The sequence below is a fragment of the Brevibacterium samyangense genome, assembly GCF_039529845.1.
Classification (GTDB): Bacteria; Actinomycetota; Actinomycetes; order Actinomycetales; family Brevibacteriaceae; genus Brevibacterium; species Brevibacterium samyangense.
The window spans coordinates 217,311-236,653 of sequence record NZ_BAAANO010000008.1; the positions used below are offsets into that span (position 1 = coordinate 217,311).

12 protein-coding genes are annotated in these 19,343 nt (G+C 68.8%); 9 read left to right on the plus strand and 3 right to left on the minus strand.

The window, feature by feature from the left end; all coding sequences use genetic code 11:
* Window positions 1-67: 67 nt before the first annotated feature.
* Both ABD172_RS04970 and valS read right to left on the minus strand, forming a co-directional pair.
* The gene (locus ABD172_RS04970; protein ID WP_344307483.1) at window positions 68-760 is read right to left on the minus strand and encodes an AIM24 family protein; all 693 of its coding nucleotides are present in this window, start codon (window positions 758-760) and stop codon (window positions 68-70) included.
* Between the two features lie 187 nt (window positions 761-947).
* Window positions 948-3,596: a valine--tRNA ligase gene (gene valS / locus ABD172_RS04975; RefSeq protein WP_344307485.1), complete on the minus strand. Its 2,649-nt coding sequence runs from the start codon at window positions 3,594-3,596 to the stop codon at window positions 948-950.
* A gap of 212 nt (window positions 3,597-3,808) precedes the next feature.
* Between valS and ABD172_RS04980 the strand changes: the two genes are divergently transcribed.
* From ABD172_RS04980 to ABD172_RS05015, 8 genes are all read left to right on the plus strand, one after another.
* Complete coding sequence (locus ABD172_RS04980; RefSeq protein WP_344307487.1) at window positions 3,809-5,476, plus strand: N-acyl-D-amino-acid deacylase family protein; 1,668 nt, start codon at window positions 3,809-3,811, stop codon at window positions 5,474-5,476.
* A gap of 69 nt (window positions 5,477-5,545) precedes the next feature.
* Window positions 5,546-6,688, plus strand: coding sequence for an acyltransferase (locus tag ABD172_RS04985; RefSeq protein ID WP_344307489.1), 1,143 nt, complete (start codon window positions 5,546-5,548; stop codon window positions 6,686-6,688).
* Between the two features lie 66 nt (window positions 6,689-6,754).
* On the plus strand, window positions 6,755-7,507 hold the full coding sequence (locus ABD172_RS04990; protein ID WP_344307491.1) for an SDR family oxidoreductase: 753 nt from the start codon (window positions 6,755-6,757) through the stop codon (window positions 7,505-7,507).
* 297 nt (window positions 7,508-7,804) lie between these two features.
* Window positions 7,805-11,074, plus strand: a complete 3,270-nt coding sequence (gene ileS, locus ABD172_RS04995) for an isoleucine--tRNA ligase (RefSeq protein ID WP_344307493.1) — start codon at window positions 7,805-7,807, stop codon at window positions 11,072-11,074.
* Window positions 11,071-12,699 carry a bifunctional folylpolyglutamate synthase/dihydrofolate synthase gene (locus ABD172_RS05000; RefSeq protein WP_344307496.1) on the plus strand — a complete coding sequence of 543 codons (1,629 nt, stop codon included), beginning with the start codon at window positions 11,071-11,073 and terminating at the stop codon, window positions 12,697-12,699. Before ileS ends, ABD172_RS05000 begins: the two co-directional genes overlap by 4 nt.
* On the plus strand, window positions 12,699-13,157 hold the full coding sequence (locus ABD172_RS05005) for a DUF4233 domain-containing protein (protein ID WP_344307498.1): 459 nt from the start codon (window positions 12,699-12,701) through the stop codon (window positions 13,155-13,157). Before ABD172_RS05000 ends, ABD172_RS05005 begins: the two co-directional genes overlap by 1 nt.
* A 209-nt stretch (window positions 13,158-13,366) precedes the next feature.
* The gene (gene ndk / locus ABD172_RS05010) at window positions 13,367-13,786 is read left to right on the plus strand and encodes a nucleoside-diphosphate kinase (protein ID WP_344307500.1); all 420 of its coding nucleotides are present in this window, start codon (window positions 13,367-13,369) and stop codon (window positions 13,784-13,786) included.
* Window positions 13,787-14,135: 349 nt separating this feature from the next.
* Complete coding sequence (locus tag ABD172_RS05015) at window positions 14,136-15,356, plus strand: hypothetical protein (RefSeq protein ID WP_344307501.1); 1,221 nt, start codon at window positions 14,136-14,138, stop codon at window positions 15,354-15,356.
* Between the two features lie 124 nt (window positions 15,357-15,480).
* On the opposite strand, the gene ABD172_RS05020 is transcribed toward ABD172_RS05015, so the two are convergent.
* The gene (locus ABD172_RS05020; protein WP_344307502.1) at window positions 15,481-16,200 is read right to left on the minus strand and encodes a vitamin K epoxide reductase family protein; all 720 of its coding nucleotides are present in this window, start codon (window positions 16,198-16,200) and stop codon (window positions 15,481-15,483) included.
* Between the two features lie 357 nt (window positions 16,201-16,557).
* Between ABD172_RS05020 and ABD172_RS05025 the strand changes: the two genes are divergently transcribed.
* A partial coding sequence (locus ABD172_RS05025; protein ID WP_344307503.1) for an Rne/Rng family ribonuclease occupies window positions 16,558-19,343 on the plus strand: 2,786 nt, incomplete at its 3' end.

Below are 19,343 nucleotides of genomic sequence, written 5' to 3' on the forward strand. Positions count from 1 at the left end.
CAGGTCGTCCTGCGTGGCGCCTCGGCGCGTATGCGGCTCCGGACGATCTCGACCCGGAGCGGCCGGCTCAGTTCGAACTGGGGGAGTAGACCTGGTTCTCCGCCGGCTGGACGACGACGAAGCCGGGCCCGTGGAAGGCGAGCTGGAAGGACTCTCCGGAACCACGGCCGAAGAACGTGCCGACGGTGACGTCGGTCTTGATGCCGGGGGAGAGGTTCGCGGACCAGCACACGGCCGCCTGCGGGTCGACGAACGTGGGCTGCTGGGAGCAGTCGAGGACCATCGGATCGCCCTTGCAGGAGATCGCGGCCGTGCCCTGCCCGGACAGGCGGAGATTGAACAGACCCGAGCCGCTCGCGAGCGCCCCGACGCCGCCCTTGATGCGGGCGATGTCCCAGTCGAGGTGCGCGTCGAAGGCGAGGAGGTTCGCGGTGTTGATCGAGAGCGCGTCGTTCGGGCCCTCCATCTGCATCATGAAGATGTTGGAGGCCTCGCGGGCGAAGAACACCTCTCCGTGCCCCTCGACCTTCATCATCATCGCGCCCTCGCCGGTGGCCGCCTTCTTGAGGAACTGACCGACGGACTGGGAGCCCTGGTGGGAGAAGTTCACGTTCCCCTGGTAGGCCACCATCGCGCCCTTCGTCGCGATCATCGGTGCGTCCGGGGTGACGAGGGTGCGGAGCATCTTCTTCGACTGGAGCGTCCACCGCTCCTGGTTCTGCTGTTCGGCGTGGCGCTGGGCGAAGAGTTCACTTCTCATGAGGATTCCCCTGTGGTCGGTGGTGCGCTGGTGGACGGTGGAACGGCCGTGCACCGGGGGGCGATGCACGAAGGGGCCGGAGGGATGATCCCTCCGGCCCCTTCAGCCTAGATGCCGATCACGGCGCGCCCGTGGAAGGCTCCGTTGCGAACTCGGCACGGGCGTCCGACCCGGCTCCGGTTCCCGGTCAGCTCTCCGCGGGCACGAACTCGACGTCGGTGAGAGCGAGTTCGGCACCCTCGGCGAGCGTCCACGCGTTCACACGGCCGGCGGCGAGGAGATCGCCCTCGGCGGCGCGGACGGCGGCGAGGACCTCGGCAGGTGCGGTGAGCGTCGCCGCGGCGATCTGTGTCTTCTGCGAGACCTTCGCCTCGGTCTTCGCCCGCCGGATCTCGACGAGCGCGGTGGCCACGGTCGGGAGCACCGACTCAGAGGCCGCGACGTCCGCGGGCAGGGTGAGCGCCTCGGTGGTGGGCCAGGGTGCGCGGTGCACGGATCCCTCCTGCCACCACGACCACACCTCCTCGGTGACGAAGGGCATGATCGGGGCGAAGAGACGCAGGAGCACCTCGAGGGCGGTCGCGAGCGTCGCGTGGGCCGACAACTGGCCGTCCTCGCCGATGGAACCGTAGGACCGGTCCTTGACGAGTTCGACGTAGTCGTCGGTGAACGCCCAGAAGAACGACTCGGCGGTCCTGAGGGTGTGCGCGTAGTCGTAGTCGGCCATGTAGCGACCGCACTCGTCCACCGTCGAGGCGAGCTGAGCGAGGAGCGCCTTGTCGATCTCGTGGGTGACGAGGTCGGTGCGACCGACGAGACCTCCGTGCACGCCCTGGGCGAGCGCGAACTTCGAGGCGTTGAGGAGCTTCATCGCGAGGCGACGACCGATCTGCATCTGCGAGACGTCGTACGCGGTGTCCGCACCGAAACGTGCGGAGGCGGCCCAGTACCGGACGGCGTCGGGGCCGAAGCCGGGCTTGTTCTCGGCGAGGATGTCCGTCGGGACGACGACGTTGCCCTTCGACTTCGACATCTTCTTGCGGTCCGGGTCGAGGATCCACCCGGACAGCGCGGTGTTCGTCCACGGCACCGAGTCATTGAGTGCGTTCGCCCGCACGACGGTGGAGAACAGCCACGTGCGGATGATGTCGTGACCCTGCGGGCGGAGGTCGAACGGGAAGACCCGGTCGAACAGTTCCTCGTCGCGGGACCAACCGCCGACGATCTGCGGGGTGAGCGAGGACGTCGCCCAGGTGTCGAGGACGTCCGGGTCACCGGTGAAGCCACCGGGCACGTCGCGCTGCTCGTTCGTGAACCCGGTGGGCGCATCGGCCTGCGGGTCCACCGGCAGGGACTCCGAGGACGGGACGATCGGGTTGTCGTAGTCCGGGTTGCCCTCGGCATCGAGCGGGTACCACAGCGGGATCGGCACACCGAAGTAGCGCTGACGGGAGACGAGCCAGTCGCCGTTGAGGCCCTCGACCCAGTTCTCGTAGCGCGAGCGCATGAAACCGGGGTACCAGGTGAGTTCCCTGCCGCGCTCGATGAGTTTCTCGCGGAGTTCGGCACTGCGTCCGCCGTTGCGAATGTACCACTGGCGGGAGGTGACGACCTCGAGCGGCTTGTCGCCCTTCTCGTAGAACGGGACGGGGTGGGTGATCGGTTCGATCTCGCCCACGAGGTCACCGGAGGCCGCGAGCATCTCGGCGATCTCCTTGCGGGCGGTGAACGTCGTCTTGCCCGCGAGCTGCTGGTAGAGCTCCTCGGCGTCTGCCTTGGGGGAGTCGAGGATCCACTGCGGGGTCTCCTTCTGGAGGCGACCGTCGCGGGTGATGACCGCGCGCGTGGGCAGATCGAGTTCGCGCCACCACGTGACGTCGGTGAGGTCACCGAAGGTACACACCATCGCGATACCGGTGCCCTTGTCGGACTTCGCGAGCTGGTGCGCGCGGATCTCCACGGAGACGCCGAAGAGCGGGGAGACGACCGTGGTGCCGAAGTACGGCTGGTAACGCTCGTCGTCGGGGTGGGCGACGAGGGCGACGACCGCGGGGATGAGCTCGGGGCGCGAGGTGAGGATGACGATGGGCTCCGCCGTGGTGTCGGCGGTGCCGTCGGCGGCTGCGGGGAAGAAGTTCACGCGGTGGTACGCGCCGTCCTTCTCCCGGTCCTCGAGCTCGGCCTGGGCGACGGCGGTCCCGAAGGTGACGTCCCACATCGTCGGGGCGTCCTGCGAGTACGCCGCACCGTTCTCGAGGTCCTCGATGAAGGCGCGCTGGCTCACCGCGCGGGAGGTGTCGTCGATCGTCCGGTACGTGTACGTCCAGTCGACGGAGAGGCCGACCATGCGGAAGAGGTCCTCGAAGACCTTCTCGTCCTCGGTCGCGAGTTCCTCGCACAGCTCGATGAAGTTCCGGCGGGACACCGGGACGAAATCGCGCGGATTCTTCGGCGCCTTCGCCGGGGGAGTGAAGTCCGGGTCGTACGGCAGGTGCGGCTCACAGCGCACGCCGTAGTAGTTCTGCACCCGGCGCTCGGTCGGCAGGCCGTTGTCGTCCCACCCGAGCGGGTAGAAGACGTTCTTGCCGAGCATCCGCTGATAGCGGGCGATGATGTCGGTCTGGGTGTAGGAGAACACGTGGCCGACGTGCAGGGAGCCGGATGCCGTCGGAGGGGGAGTGTCGATCGAGTAGACGGACTCCCGGTCGGTCTCGCGGTCGAACGCGTAGACCCGGCTCTCACCCCATTTCGCGTCCCATTTGTCCTTGAGGCCCTCGAGGGCCGGTTTGTCGGGAAGGTGCACCGAGTCATGTGTGCGCGAGATGGGTTGTGTCATGGAGGCATTTTCCCACTCCGGGCAGAACCGACCAAACCCCGCCCCATTCCGCCACGAGTGCCGGTCACCGTTCCCGTACGGGGGTCGGTCACCTCCGCGAAAGGAAACCGTAGGAGAGTGGTGCAGGACACGAGCCGCGTCCTCGCTCCGTTCCCGACAGCCCCTCCCCGATCCCTCGTCCCCGGCGCGGCCCCGACCCCAGGAGGTTCTCCGTGCTCGACACCCTCATCCACTCCGGCACGATCGTCGACGGCAGCGGTGCGCCGCGCTTCCGCGGCGACATCGGCATCACCGACGGCCGGATCGTGTTCGTCCGGCCCACGCCCGAGGCGCCCCGCACTCCCGGCACCGACGCGGATTCCGGCACCACACCGGCTGCGCGCACCGTCCTCGACGCGAGCGGCAAGGTCGTCTGCCCCGGCTTCATCGACCTCCACTCCCACGGGGACTTCACCGTCCACGGTTCACCGACCGGTGAGACCCAGCTGCTCCAGGGTGTGACGACCGCGGTCCTCGGCAACTGCGGGTCCTCGCCGTTCCCCACGCACAGCGTCGCGGACACCGCAGCGCACAAGGGTCATCTCAACGCCGTCCTCCACGGTGAGTGGTCCGATGCAACCGGTTACATCGAGGCGACCCGCGCGGTGCGGCCCGGACTCAACCTCGTCCTCCAACTCGGGCTCTCGAACCTCCGTACCTTCGTCATGGGGCCGGCCGAACGCGCGCCGAGTGCCGCCGAACTCGCCGCGATGCAGGACGAGATCCGGAAGGCCGCGGCCGTAGGCGTCCGCGGGTTCTCCACCGGACTCATCTACGCGCCGGCCTCCTATGCGCAGGAGGACGAGATCACCGCGCTCGTGGCGACCGCCGCCGAGTGCGACATGCTCTACTCCACGCACATGCGCAACGAGTCCGGCGGCCTCCTCGATGCCGTCGACGAGGCGATCCGCACCGCCGAGAACGCCGGTGCCCGCCTCGAGATCTCCCACCTCAAGGCGATGGGCCCGGCCCACCACGGGCTCACGGCGCAGGCATTCGCGCGGATCGAGGCCGCCCGCACGCGGGGCGTCGACGTCATGGCGGACGTCTACCCGTACACCGCCTCGAGCACGACGCTCACCTCCCGGATGCCGGGGTGGGCACTCGACGGTGGGTTCCCCGCCCTCCTCGCACGCCTGTCCGACCCCGAGGCGCGGGACGCGATCACCGCGGAGGTCGCCGCCGGATTCGCCCGGGGGATCGGACCGGAGTCCGTCGTCATCGCCTCCGTGGGCGCGCGGACGACGGGCCCGTCCGCACCCGGGCCGAACGGGTCCGGCGGGACCGGCACGCCCGACCACACATGGGCCGTCGGCCGTTCCATCGCCGAGATCGCGGAGGCCGAGGAGTGCTCCCCGGCCGAGGCCGCCGCCCGCCTCCTCCACGCCCACAGCGCCTCGGTCGCGATCATCAACCACGGCATGGACGAGGAGGAGGTCGCCTCCGTCCTCCGACACCCGCTCGTGTCCGTCGCGAGCGACGGAGCGGTGCTGTCGATGACCCGGAAGGGAACCCCGCACCCGCGGGCGTTCGGCACCTTCGTCCGTGTCCTCGACACCTACGTCCGCGAACGCGGAGTGCTGTCCCTCGAGGAGGCGATCCGGAAGATGACCTCCCTGCCGGCGGGGCGCCTCGGGACCGGGGAGCGCGGCACGCTCCGGGACGGTGCGGTCGCCGACGTCGTCGTGTTCGACCCTGCCACGGTGAAGGAGAACGCGACGTTCCTCGACCCCTGGCAGCTCGCCTCGGGAGTGAGCGAGGTGCTCGTGAACGGAGTGTTCGCGGTCGCCGGGGGAGCGCTCACCGAGAACCGGGCCGGCGAGGTGCTCACCGAATGGTGAGGCACGCCGCACCGTCCCCCGGAGCGGTCCACCGAGGACGGAACGGGCGCGCCATGTCACCATGAGGGCATGGCACTGAGCGATCGAATCGGTGACGAGAACCCGCCGCCGACGTCCACCCGGTGGATGAATCCGGCCCGTTCCCTCGCGATCATCGTCGTCGTCGCGATCCACGCGATCGCCGACACCGTCGAGACCCGGTTCACCGATTTCGGCACGAGCGCGTGGTGGCTCGCGAACTTCATCGACTCGGCCAGCCGTTGGTGCGTGCCGGTCTTCCTCATGATCTCCGGCGCGCTCGCCCTCGACCCGCGGCGCGGCGTCACGCCCGGGGAGTTCTGGGCCAAACGCGTGTGGCGCATCGGGATCCCGCTCGTGTTCTGGACCGTCGTGTACGTGCTGTTCCGGCTCTACTACATGCACGGTCGGAAGAGCGACTGGAACCCGATCCTCGCGATCGCCTCCGGATCGCCCTTCGTCCAGCTGTACTTCCTCTACGTCATCGGCGGGCTGGCACTCCTCACGCCGTGGATGCGCCTCCTCGCCATCCACGGCTCCCGGCGCCTCCAGTGGGGCACCGCGCTCATCCTCCTCGGGATCGGCATGGTCGACCTCCTGCTCAGCCGCGTGTTCGGGGTCGGAGAACTCAACGCCGCGACCCGCTTCTTCCCGCTCATGGCCTTCTACGTCCTCGGGTGGGTACTGCGCGACTGGATCCTCACGCGTCGGCAGCTGGCCTGGACATGGGTCGTGTTCCTCGGCAGCTGGCTCGTCACCTTCGGATGGGCGGGACTCGGGATCGGTGAGAAACCGTGGAAGTTCTCCTACGAGTACCTCTCACCGGGCGTCGTCGGGATGTCGCTCTCCGCGTACCTCCTCCTCCACTGGTACATGCGGGAAGGTGCGGGGACGAAAGGTGCTGCGCCCGGGGCACCACGCCTGCCGAGGTGGCGGGCCCTGCACCTGCTCTACCCGTACTCCTTCGGCGTGTTCCTCCTCCACCCCCTCCTGCTCTTCCCCATGCGGAACCTCATCGGTGTCCCGTCCTCCCTCGGCGATGTCGCCCTCCACGGGATCGTCATGCCGATCGTCTACACCGTCGTCTGTGCGCTCGCCACCTGGGTGTGCCTGCGGATCCCGCTCCTGCGCGATGTCTTCGGATCCGGGAACCCTCCGCAGATCGTCCTCCAGAAGGCCCGGCACGAGAACTGAGCGCATTCCGGCCGTCCCGGCTCTAGAGTGTGAACCGGATCCCCACCCCTCGAAGAAGGAGCACCCATGACCACCCTTCGTGCCGTCGTCACCGGAGCGAGTTCAGGAATCGGCGCAGCCACCGTGCGGCAGCTGCGGGAGGCCGGCTGGGACGTCGTCGCCGTCGCCCGCCGCGCGGAGAAGCTCAGGGCTCTCGCGGAGGAGACCGGCGCCTCGTACGTCGTCACCGACGTCACCGATGACGAGTCCGTCGCCGCGATGGCCGCCGAGGTGCTCTCAGGCGGACCCGTCCACGCGCTCGTCGCGAACGCCGGCGGAGCGATCGGGACCGACACCATCGCCGAGGCGAAGGTCGACGACTGGCGGGCGATGTACGAGGTGAACGTCCTCGGCGTGCTCCGCTGCGTCACCGCACTGCTGCCCGCCCTCGAGGAGTCCGGACGCGGGGACATCGTCGTCCTCTCCTCGACCGCCGGCCACATCGCCTACGAGGGCGGTGGCGGGTACGTCGCGGCCAAGCACGGTTCGCACACGATCGCGGCGACCCTGCGCCTCGAACTCGCCGGCAAGCCGGTACGCGTCATCGAGATCGCCCCGGGCATGGTGCGGACCGAGGAGTTCTCCCGCAAGCGCCTCGGCTCCCAGGACGCCGCCGACAAGGTCTACGAGGGCGTCGAGCACCCGCTCACCGCCGAGGACTGCGCCGACGCGATCACGTGGACGCTCACCCGCCCGCACCACTTCAACGTCGACCTCATGGTCATCCGCCCGCTCGCCCAGGCCGCGCAGCACAAGGTGGCGCGGAACCAGGGACTCTGAGCGCGGCGGTGGGTGTCCGGACCGGCGCGGTGACGGTATAGAATCGGACCCGCGTCGATCCGGCCATCACCGGGGAGCATCCGGAAGAACGGCAGTCCACGGCAATGCGCCGGCGGCTGCCCAGTAGAACCGGACGGGCGGGCCCGACACAGCCCTTTCGAATGAGCGATCCGCGCGCGGACGTGCGCCACCGGGGCACCGGGGCGTCACGGACGGGCCGTGGATAAGCGGGGTGGTACCGCGGCAGTCATGTCGTCCTCGCACGGATCAGACCCGGAACACTCAAAAGGGACGCTCATGACCGAACAGATCTACCCCAAGCGGACGACCTCCGCCTTCGGCCTCACGGCCTCGCCCGACTTCCCCGCCATGGAGAAGGACGTGCTCGACTTCTGGGAGAAGGACGGCACCTTCCAGGCCTCCGTCGACCAGCGGGACGCAGGCGATCACGGCGAGAACGAGTTCGTCTTCTACGACGGCCCGCCCTTCGCGAACGGCCTGCCGCACTACGGCCACCTCCTCACCGGCTACGTCAAGGACGTCGTGCCGCGTTACCGCACGATGCTCGGTGACAAGGTCGAACGCCGTTTCGGGTGGGACACCCACGGGCTGCCCGCCGAACTCGAGGCGGAACGGCAGCTCGGCATCACCGACAAGTCGCAGATCGGTGAGATGGGTATCGCCGCGTTCAACGACGCATGCCGCGCCTCGGTGCTCAAGTACACCGGGGAGTGGCGGAACTACGTGACCCGGCAGGGTCGCTGGGTCGACTTCGACAACGACTACAAGACCCTCAACGTCACGTTCATGGAGAGCGTGATGTGGGCCTTCAAGCAGCTGTGGGACAAGGACCTCGTCTACAAGGGCTACCGCGTCCTCCCGTACTGCTGGAAGGACCAGACCCCGCTGTCCAACCACGAGCTGCGCATGGACGACGACGTGTACAAGATGCGTCAGGATCCGGCCGTCACCCTCGGGTACAAGCTCACGGACTCCGACGAGTGGGTCCTCATCTGGACGACGACCCCGTGGACGACCCCTTCCAACCAGGCCGTCGCCGTCCACCCCGACGTCGACTACGTCGCGGTCCGGCCGGAGGCCTCGGTGGAGGGTGAACTCGCGGGGAAGACGTTCATCCTCGCCAAGGCCCGCCTCGGCGCCTATGCCCGCGAGCTCGGCGAGAACCCGGAGATCCTCCGCGAGTTCACCGGCACCGAGCTCCTCGGGAAGTCCTACGAACCGCCGTTCGGGTTCTTCGAGGGCAAGCAGGCCGAGTACGGCGAGCGCATGCACACGATCCTCGCGGCCGACTTCGTCACGACCGAGGACGGTACCGGTATCGTCCACCAGTCCCCGGCCTTCGGTGAGGAGGACAAGGCCCTCACCGACACCTACGGCATCCTCGCCGTCCGCCCCGTCGACGACGCCGGTCGCTTCGACGCGCTCGTGCCCGATTACCGGGGGCTGAACGTCTTCGACGCGAACAAGCAGATCATCAAGGACCTGCGGAACCACACCGGGCCGGTCGAGGGACGCAGCGCACTGCTCGTGCGTCACGAATCCTACGAGCACTCGTACCCGCACTGCTGGCGCTGCCGGAACCCCCTCATCTACCGCGCCGTCGACAGCTGGTTCGTGCGCGTCACGGCGTTCCGCGACCGCATGGTCGAACTCAACGAGCAGATCAACTGGGTGCCCGCGAACGTCAAGCACGGGCAGTTCGGCAAGTGGCTCGAGAACGCGCGCGACTGGTCGGTCTCCCGCAACCGGTTCTGGGGATCGCCGCTGCCGGTGTGGGAGTCCGACGACCCGACGTACCCGCGCACCGACGTCTACGGCTCCCTCGAGGAGATCGAACGGGACTTCGGGCGGTTGCCGCTCAACGCCGAAGGCGAGCCGGACCTCCACCGCCCGTGGATCGACGACCTCGTGCGCCCGAATCCCGACGACCCCACGGGGAAGTCGATGATGCGCCGCGTGCCGGAGATCTTCGACGTGTGGTTCGACTCCGGTTCGATGTCCTACGCCCAGGTGCACTTCCCGTTCGAGAACGAGGAGTGGTTCACCGACCACTTCCCGGCGGACTTCATCGTCGAATACATCGGTCAGACGCGTGGCTGGTTCTACCTCCTCCACGTCCTCGCGACCGCGATCTTCGACAAGCCGGCGTTCACGAACGTCATCTCGCACGGCATCGTGCTCGGCTCCGACGGCCAGAAGATGTCGAAGAGCCTGCGCAACTACCCGGACGTGAACGAGGTCTTCGACCGCGACGGTTCCGACGCCATGCGGTGGTTCCTCATGTCGAGCCCGATCCTGCGCGGCGGCAATCTCGTCGTCACCGAACAGGGCATCCGTGACGGCGTCCGCCAGGTCATCCTCCCGCTGTGGAACGCGTGGCACTTCTTCGCGACCTATGCGAACAACGCGGACGCGGCCGGTGGAGCCGGCGGCGCCGGGTACGAGGCGAAGTCGCGGTACGAGTCCACCCAGGTCCTCGACCGCTACCTCCTCGCGAAGACGCACGACCTCATCGTCGGGTTCCGCGCGAAGATGGACGACTACGACATCTGGGGTGCATGCGAGCTCGTCCGTGAGCACCTCGACATGTTCACGAACTGGTACGTGCGCCGCTCGCGCCGCCGGTTCTGGGAGGGCACTGCGGACACCCACGAGACCTTCGACGTGTACTTCACGTGCCTCGAGGCGTTCCTGCGGGTCGCCGCACCGCTCCTGCCCTTCACGACCGAGGAGATCTTCCGTGGCCTCACCGGTGGGCGGTCCGTCCATCTGAGTGACTACCCGAACGCGGATCTCTTCCCGGCCGACGACGCCCTCGTCGCCGCGATGGACCGGACCCGCGAGGTCTGCTCGACCGGATCGAGCCTCCGCAAGGCGAACAAGCTCCGCGTGCGTCTGCCGCTCGCGGGTCTCACCGTCGCCACGGACACCGAACTCGGTGAGGACTTCACCGGGATCATCGCCGACGAGCTCAACGTCCGCGAGGTCTCCGTCCTGCCGATCGCCCGCGCGAAGGAGGCCGGATTCGTCCTCGAACAGAAGCTCACGGTGAACGCCCGTGCCGCCGGCCCCCGCCTCGGCAAGGACGTGCAGTTCGCGATCAAGGGATCGAAGACGGGTGACTGGTCCGTCGAGAACGGAGTCGTCACCTCGGGTGGGATCGCTCTCGAGGAGGGCGAGTACACGCTCGAGGACGTCGCGGAGGCCGGTGACTCCGGTGCCGCGCTCGCGGCGATGGACGGCGGATTCGTCGCCCTCGACGTCACCGTCACCCCCGAGCTCGAGGCAGAGGGCCTGGCCCGCGACACCGTCCGTGCGGTGCAGAACGCCCGGAAGCAGCTCGACCTCGACGTCTCCGATCGCATTCTCGTGACCGTCTCCGGTCCCGAGGCGGTCCGGGCGGCCGTCGAGGCGCACCGGGATCTCGTCGCCGGGGAGACCCTCGCGACGGCGCTCGAGGTCACGACCGAGACGCTCGCCGGGGACGCGGTCTTCGCGGCGACCGAGGTCGGCGCCGACACGTCCGTGAAGGTGGTGCGGGCATGACCGACACCCCGAACCCTGCCGCGGGTCCGGACGACGTGCCCGGGCCGGAGGGGCCCGATGGTGCGGACGGTGCCGCGGGTGCCGCCGGCGCTCTGCCGGGCACCGACGAGTGGAACGCGCTCGCTCCGCTCGTGCCGGACGACCCGGACGCCGATCTGGTGGCGGACGTCGACGAGGACGAGGCGCCTCGGCCGCTGCCCGCGGAACCCCGCGGTACCGCCGAGCTCGCCCGGGTGTACTCCGCGCTCCTCGCCCGGGCGGGGGAGACGCTCATCGAGAAGCGGCTCGACGCGACCGCGCGGGCCTGCGAGCTCCTCGGGGACGTGCACCGGTCCGCGCCCGTCATCACCCTGACCGGGACGAACGGCAAGACCTCGACCGCTCGGATGGTCGATGCGCTCCTGCGTGAGCACGGTCTGCGGGTCGGTCGGTTCACGAGCCCCCATCTGCACCGCGTGACCGAACGTGTCGCCGTCGACGGGGAGGAGGTCTCCGAGTCCGTGTTCGTGCGGGTGTACGACGAGATCGAGCCGATCCTGCAGATGGTCGACGCCGAGCTCGAGTCCGCCGGTCGCGGGAAGCTCACCTTCTTCGAGACGCTCACCGTCCTCGGGTTCGCGATCTTCGCGGACGCGCCCGTCGACGTCGTCGTGCTCGAGGTCGGGATGGGCGGCGAGTGGGACTCGACGAACGTCGCCGATGCCCAGGTGTGCGGCTTCACCCCGATCGGACTCGACCACCAGGCGTTCCTCGGGGACACCCTCGAGAAGATCGCTGCGACGAAGGCCGGCATCCTCGACCGGAACATCGAACCGACCCCGGCGCCGCACCCGGTCGCCGTCGTCGGACACCAGGAGGAGGCCGCTGCCGAGGAACTCGAGGCGCAGTTCGGCCGCCGCGGAGTCCGCGGTCTGTGGGCCGGCCGGGAGTTCGACGTCGTCGAGCGTGCCCGGGCCGTCGACGGTCAGCTCGTCACCGTCCGTGGCCTGCTGGGGGAGTACCGCGACCTGTTCCTGCCCCTCCACGGGGAGCACCAGGCGCAGAATGCCGCCCAGGCCCTCGTGATCGCCGAGGCGTTCCTCACCGATCCGGACCGCCTCGGGTCCGTGGGCGATCCGGCTGCGGCGGAGGGGGAGGCGGCCCGTCCGCTCGACGCGGAGCTCATCGGTTCGGCGTTCTCGTCGATGTCCTCGCCCGGACGCGCGGAGATCCTCCGGAGCGAACCGACCGTGCTCGTCGACGGGGCGCACAACCCCGCCGGTGCCGCCGTCCTCGCGAACACGCTCGCCGAGGCGTTCGACTTCCGGGAGGTCATCGCGGTCGTCGCGGTGTTCGCGGACAAGGATCCGCACGGTCTGCTCGAACACGTGCGGAAGTTCGCCGACCGGGTCGTCGTCACCGAGACGCTCTCGGACCGGGCGCTCCCGGTCGACGAACTCGCCGACGCCGCCTCCGAGTGGTGGGACCGCGACGACGTCCTCCGCGAACGCGACATGAACGCCGCGCTCATGAAGGCGATCGACCTGGCGCTCGAGGACGGGGAGCCGGGCATCGGCATCGTCGTCACCGGGTCGCTCACCACGGTCGCCGAGGCACGGACCCTCCTGGGAAGGACGGGGATCTGATGGCGCCGGAGACGAACGACGGCAGCGGCGCTGTGAACGGGGGTGGCGGTTCTGTGAATGGTGGTGCCGGTTCCGTGAACGGAGGCGCCCCGCGGCAGGATCGGCCGAGGACGAAGCTCCGGATGATGTGCTCGACGATCCTCGTGTGCGAGCTCCTCGTCGTGTACTTCGCGGCTCTCACCGGTTACGGGCTGGGGCCGGTACCGCTCGGATGGTTGCTCACCGGTGCGGGACTCCTCGCGGTGCTCATCGTCGTCGCGATCCTCCTGCTGCCGCGCTACCGCGGGGAGAATCGGCCCGGCGTCGCGCTCGGATGGATCATCCAGGTGCTCATCACTGCCGGAGGGTTCGTCATGCCTGCGCTCTTCTTCGTCGGCCTTCTCTTCGGCGTGCTCTGGTACGCCGCGGTGTACTGGGGCCGCCGGATGGACCGCGAACTCACCGCCTGGGGGAAGTGACCCGAGCGGCACTCCCGCGCACAGCACGCGGATCCAGCACTCTGACCCGGGACGCACGGATGAACCGTGCTTCCCGGGGCACACTGCTGCCGGGGTCCGGGCAGGTGCCGTTCGCCGGAACAGCGGGGCGCCTCGGCGGGGGCGTGGGGCCCGGCGCGGGGCAGGACCGATAGGATCGCGGGGAACGGTTGTAGACATAAGGAGTTACGGTGACCGAACGCACGCTCATCCTCGTGAAGCCCGACGGTGTGGCCCGGGGTCTCATCGGGAAGATCATCGATCGGATCGAGACGAAGGGGTACGTGATCGAGGCGCTCGACCTGCGGACCGCCTCGCAGGAGACCCTCGCCGCGCACTACGCCGAGCACGAGGGCAAGCCCTTCTACCAGCCGCTCGTCGACCTCATGTCCTCGGGCCCGCTCGTGGCGATCGTCGCCTCGGGCGAGGGCGTCATCAAGGGATGGCGTTCGCTCGCCGGCACCACCGACCCGACGACCGCGGCCCCCGGCACCATCCGCGGTGACTTCGGACGCGACTGGGGCACCGCGGTGCAGCAGAACCTCGTGCACGGTTCCGACTCGCCCGAGTCCGCCGAGCGTGAGATCGCCATCTGGTTCCCGGAGGCCTGACGCCCGCGGTCGGGCCGCAGGTGGCGACTGCACCACCTCGTCGCCCGGTCCACGACAACGCCCGTTCCCACGCCTGGGGACGGGCGTTCGTCGTCGGTACCGGGAGCTGTGGACAGTGACCGGCCGCGAGATCCAGACACACTGTCGAGTTCCTTTCGTAGAACGCGCGTTGAGTCTGGAAAACGCCAACCTGTCTGGCAATCATGGCGACCGTTGACGATCCAGCGAGTGCTTCGCTGGTGCTGCGTCCCGCGAAGTTGTGACCGCAGGAGCCCGGAGTCCTCCGCGTTTTCCCCAGGTGGGCACGCACGCTGTCCTGGCTGCAACACCGTGCGGCACCGTTCCGGCCATGCAGAACATGTTCACCGCCGCCGAGGCGCGCAACGCCGGCATTGACGGGCACCGGATCTCCTCGGCGAACACGTGTTGTCTCATTCGACCGGCGTACGGAGTGTACGAGGTGGTCACCGAGTGCCCGGTGCCCGCACACTCGTGGGTCCGGGTCTGGATCGACCGGCCGGACCTCATCGACCGCCGCCGGCGCCTCGGAGTCGACGCACAGTTCGACAACAACCTTCTGAGGGCTCGCATGATCGGCGTACTGGCGCACATGCGCTCTCGGGCGGTCGGCGATGCGGTGAGCCACCGTACGGCGGCTCTTCTTCACGGCTTTCCACGCACCTCGACTCCCCAGTGCGTCGAGGTCACGCACGTGTCGAAGGCGAAGAGCCTGAAGGAGAACGAGCAGCTCCGCGTACGGCGGGCAGCGGCCGCAGCATCCCCGTCGGCGGAGGCGACCACGAGTTCCCACGGGTCGTCGACGCCACTCGTTGGTCCCGTCGATCGCATCGGCCGGCCCACTCGGCGTTCACCCGTGACTCCTCCGTTGCAGCTCCGACGGCACAAGCGACCACTCCCGGCTGATCACGTGGAGGAGTTCGTGTTCCACCATGGCGAGCACTTCGTACGGCCGGGCTTCCGGATCACCACGGCCGCGCGGACGGCTACGGACATCATGATGTCGGGTGACCCCGTGGAGGCGCTCATGGTCGCGGACGCGTACCTTGCGCACGACCGACACCACCCCTATGCAGTGTTGTCTGTTCCGACCCGGCGGACACAGACTGCGTACGTCATCGAGGAACGTCGTGGCGAGCTCCTGAGCGTGTTCGAGGCACTTCCTCGCGGACCCGGCTCTGCGCGCTTCCGACAGACTCTCGCATGGGCGACGGGACTTGCCGGTTCTCCGCTCGAGAGCCATGCAGCGTACGTTCTGCATGTCCTCGGTATCGATTTCGAGCAACAGGTCGAACTGTTCGATCGGGCAGGAATGTTCATCGGACGCACTGACTTCTTCCTCCGCGATTACGGCCTTGCCCTCGAGGTCGATGGGAGAAGCACGTACATACGCACGGACGGGACGGTCGATCCCGACAAGGTCGAGGCGGAGAAAGCGCGCAATGATGCATTCGTGCGGGCTGGGTATCGGACGCTGCGCGTGGGCTGGTCCCACGTGCGCCAACCGCACCGACTTCGGGCGGCGCTGCGGGACATGGGGGTTGTGGTCTGAGGCGTGCAGCCATGCTGAGTTCCCGCCGCCATGGCTGGTTCCAGACACGCTGAACTCAATTAGTCTGGAACCGGCCACAGTGAAGGGAAATCACCCTGCTAGGGCCGGCAGCCTCCCCACGCCCTCAGCCCAGGAGCGTGAGGAAGAAGGTGTCGAAGGTGAGGACGACCGACGCCCCGATCACGACGAGCCAGACGACGGCGACGAGCGGCCACAGGCGACCGATCACCTGGGCGGCCCCGGTCTGCGCGAGCGCCCGGCCGAAGTTCCCCGTCATGAGGTTGTACGCCGTGACGAGGCAGAACATCGGGATCGTCACGGTCCACACGACCATGCACCACGGGCACCCGATGCCGATGACGAAGATCGACTGCACGAACAGGTACATGACGAGCGCGACCCCGCCGGCGAGACCCACGTTGAGTCCGACCATGACCCACCCGGGGATCCGGGTGCGGGAGAGCAGCAACACGCCGAGCAACAACGGGAAGACGTACGCCGCCACGCCGATGAACTGGTTGGGGAACCCGAAGATCTGCGACTGCGGGAAGTTCATGACCCCGCCGCAACTGAAGAACGGGTTGAAGTCGCACGAGAGCACGTGTTCGGGGTTCTCGAGCTTCTTCACCTTCTCGATCGAGAGGTCGAACGCCGCCACGAACCCGATGACGGCGGTGACGACGAGGAATGCGCCGATGCCGCGGTCCCGCAGGAACCACGGGGCCCGCGGCGCTGCCTCACCACCCGGACCGGAGACACCGGGGGAGTCCGCGCCGGAGCGTTCACCGGTCGCCGGGTCCGGCGTGGGCGTGCGGGTGTTCATGCGTTCGTCGGTGGAAGCCACCCCAAAAGGATGCCTCACTTCGGGCCCCGGGGGCGACCGGGTGACGGGTTCCGTGCAGGATCCGCAGGGAGTTCGCAAACAGGACCTCCCGGGTGCGGTCGAGGCGCTGTGACATAATGACGGTGGTGATCGGCCCACACCGTCCGATCTCCCGCTTCCACCTCGCCGGGACGAGTTCGGCCCTGCAGGTAGTACGAAGACGAAGCGGCACAGTACGAGCCACCGCGCGCATCGCGCGAGCCGCACCGTGCAACCACAGGCTTTTTCCGCCCGCCCCCGTAGGACGGGCCACACCGGGACCGTGCTCCGGGGGTAGTGGTGTGACCCCCGTGGAGTACGGCGCTAGGAGCTACCCACATGTCCACCCCTCAAGACCCCCAGGGCTCCGCACAGGATCCCACCGCCGGCATCCTCGCCGACCTGGAGAGCCTCCGGGCCACCCGGACGAAGGACACCCCGGCCGAGGCACCCGCCTCCGAGCACGAAGTGACCCCCGACGTCCTCTCGACTCTCGATTCCATCGCGGAGGCCGCCGAATCCCTCCGGCACCCGGAGGACCACGAGGACGACCTCGATCGCGCCGACGACACCGTCGACGAGGCCGATGACGACGAGCACGCCGACCCGTCCGACGGCTCGGACGACGAGGACTCCGCAGCCGGGGAGGCGGCACCCGCCGCATCCGCACGAGGCGCCGGTGCGGTGTTCTCGCACACGGACGAGGTCGCACCGGCGCCCGCCGCCCCCACGTTCTCCGTGGCCAACCCCTTCTCGTTCGGCACCGCGTTCTCCGCTCCGACCGAGGCCCCTGCCTTCACCCCCGCGCCCGTACCTGCCGGGGGTGGTCTGCTGTTCCAGGCCCCGCAGCCGGAACTCGCGACCCCGGTCGACCCCGACTGGGACGACGAGGACGAGGACTCGGAGGACCGCGACGCCGCGCCGGCCGACCGGAGCACCGGTCGGAACGACGACCGGGACACGCGCCGAGCCGGCGACGGTGAGGACGACGAGGACCGCACCGCACGCGGGGACGAAGACACCGACGACCGTGACGAGCAGGACGACCAGCCGCGTCGCCGCCGCCGCGGAGGCCGTGGTCGCCGCTCGAAATCACGCGACCAGCAGGAGTCGAACGACGACTCCGCGAAGGACGAAGGCGCGCGTGAGGACGGGAAGTCCGACACCGGCTCGAAGCGCTCCTCGAAGACCGAGCAGTCCGCGAGGACCGATGACGGGGCACAGAACGACACCTCGAACGACGACGAGCGCGACGACGACGGGGATCGCGAGGACGACAACGAGGGCTCGAGCCGACGCCGCCGTCGCACCAGGAGCCGTTCGCGGTCCGGTGACCGCGCCGATCGCAGCGACCGGAGCGAGCGTCCGACCTCCGCGGACGAGGTGACCGGGGTCAAGGGTTCGACCCGCCTCGAGGCGAAGCGTCAGCGTCGCCGTGAGGGTCGGGAGGCCGGTCGGCGCCGCACGATCATCACCGAGGCCGAGTTCCTCGCCCGCCGCGAGTCGGTCGAACGGAAGATGATCGTCCGCGAGCTCGACGGCCGGACGCAGCTCGGGGTGCTCGAGGACGGGATCCTCGTGGAGCACTACCTCTCGGAGGCGAAGGCGCACGCCTCGCTCATCGGCAACGTGTACCTCGGCAAGGTGCAGAACGTCCTGCCGAGCATGGAGGCCGCATTCATCGACATCGGCAAGGGGCGCAACGCGGTCCTCTACGCCGGCGAGGTGAATTGGGACGCCCTCGGGATGGAGGGAAAGCCGCGCCGCATCGAACTCGCCCTCAAACCCGGCGACTCGGTCCTCGTCCAGGTGACGAAGGACCCGATCGGCCACAAGGGCGCCCGCCTCACGAGCCAGATCTCCCTCCCGGGCCGATTCCTCGTGTACGTGCCGGGCAACTCGATGACGGGAATCTCCCGCAAACTGCCCGACGTCGAGCGTGCCCGCCTCAAGCGCGTCCTCAAGGAACTCGTTCCCGCGGATGCCGGTGTCATCGTCCGGACCGCAGCCGAGGGTGTCTCCGAGACCGAACTCGGGCGTGACGTCGATCTGCTCTCGAAGCGCTGGGAGTCGATCACGAAGAAGGCGGAGGCGCCGAAGACCCTCGCCCCGCAGCTGCTCTACAGCGAGCCGGACATGACGGTCCGGATCATCCGGGACGTCTTCAACGAGGACTTCTCCGCGCTCGTCATCGACGGTGACAAGGTGTGGGAGACGATCCACGAGTACGTCGAGTCGGTCGCCCCCGACCTCCTCGACCGGGTGTCCCGGTACGAGGGCGACGAGGACATCTTCGAGCACTTCCGGGTCTCCGAGCAGATCGAGAAGGCGCTCGATCGCAAGGTGAACCTGCCCTCGGGCGGTTCCCTCGTCATCGACCGGACCGAGGCGATGACGGTCATCGACGTCAACACCGGAAAGTTCACCGGTTCGGGTGGGAACCTCGAGGAGACCGTGACGAAGAACAACCTCGAGGCAGCCGAGGAGGTCATCCGGCAGCTGCGTCTGCGCGACATCGGCGGCATCATCGTCATCGACTTCATCGACATGGTCCTCGAGTCGAACCGTGACCTCGTGGTCCGTCGCCTCGTCGAGTGCCTCGGGCGGGACCGGACCAAGCACCAGGTCGCCGAGGTCACCTCGCTCGGCCTCGTGCAGATGACGCGCAAGCGGATCGGCACCGGTCTGGCGGAGTCCCTCGTCCAGGCGGGCGAGGATCTCTCGGGCCGTGGACTCCTCCTGCCGGGAACCGAACCCGAGCCGGAGAAGGTCCAGCTCAAGTCCCGCCGCAAGAACAAGCGGGACAAGAACCGTTCGGAGACCCCCGCTCCCGCCGAGGAACCCGCGGTCGATCCGGTGAAGGAGGCCGAGGAGGCGAAGAAGGCCGAGGAGGCTCGCGCGGCGCTCGCGGCCGTCGCCTCCGCGGCGAAGAAGGCGCACGAGGACGAGGAGTCGGCGACCGCCGCCGACGTCGCCGTGCAGAACGGTGACGACCGCGGGGACGGCGCTCCCGCCCCCGAGGCCCCGGAGTCCGAGGGCAGGTCCCGTCGTTCGCGCTCCCGCCGTTCCCGGAAGAAGACCGAGGACGCCGCCGAGGCGCCCGCGGCCTCGCAGACGCCGGCGGG

Excerpts from the sequence above, each read along its gene's own strand:
- ABD172_RS05015 (WP_344307501.1), top strand. The coding sequence starts at position 14,136 with ATGCAGAACATGTTCACCGCCGCCGAGGCGCGCAACGCCGGCATTGAC.
- ABD172_RS04985 (WP_344307489.1), top strand. The coding sequence starts at position 5,546 with ATGGCACTGAGCGATCGAATCGGTGACGAGAACCCGCCGCCGACGTCC.
- ABD172_RS05005 (WP_344307498.1), top strand. The coding sequence starts at position 12,699 with ATGGCGCCGGAGACGAACGACGGCAGCGGCGCTGTGAACGGGGGTGGC.
- ABD172_RS05000 (WP_344307496.1), top strand. The coding sequence starts at position 11,071 with ATGACCGACACCCCGAACCCTGCCGCGGGTCCGGACGACGTGCCCGGG.
- valS (WP_344307485.1), bottom strand. The coding sequence starts at position 3,596 with ATGACACAACCCATCTCGCGCACACATGACTCGGTGCACCTTCCCGAC.
- ABD172_RS04990 (WP_344307491.1), top strand. The coding sequence starts at position 6,755 with ATGACCACCCTTCGTGCCGTCGTCACCGGAGCGAGTTCAGGAATCGGC.
- ABD172_RS04970 (WP_344307483.1), bottom strand. The coding sequence starts at position 760 with ATGAGAAGTGAACTCTTCGCCCAGCGCCACGCCGAACAGCAGAACCAG.
- ileS (WP_344307493.1), top strand. The coding sequence starts at position 7,805 with ATGACCGAACAGATCTACCCCAAGCGGACGACCTCCGCCTTCGGCCTC.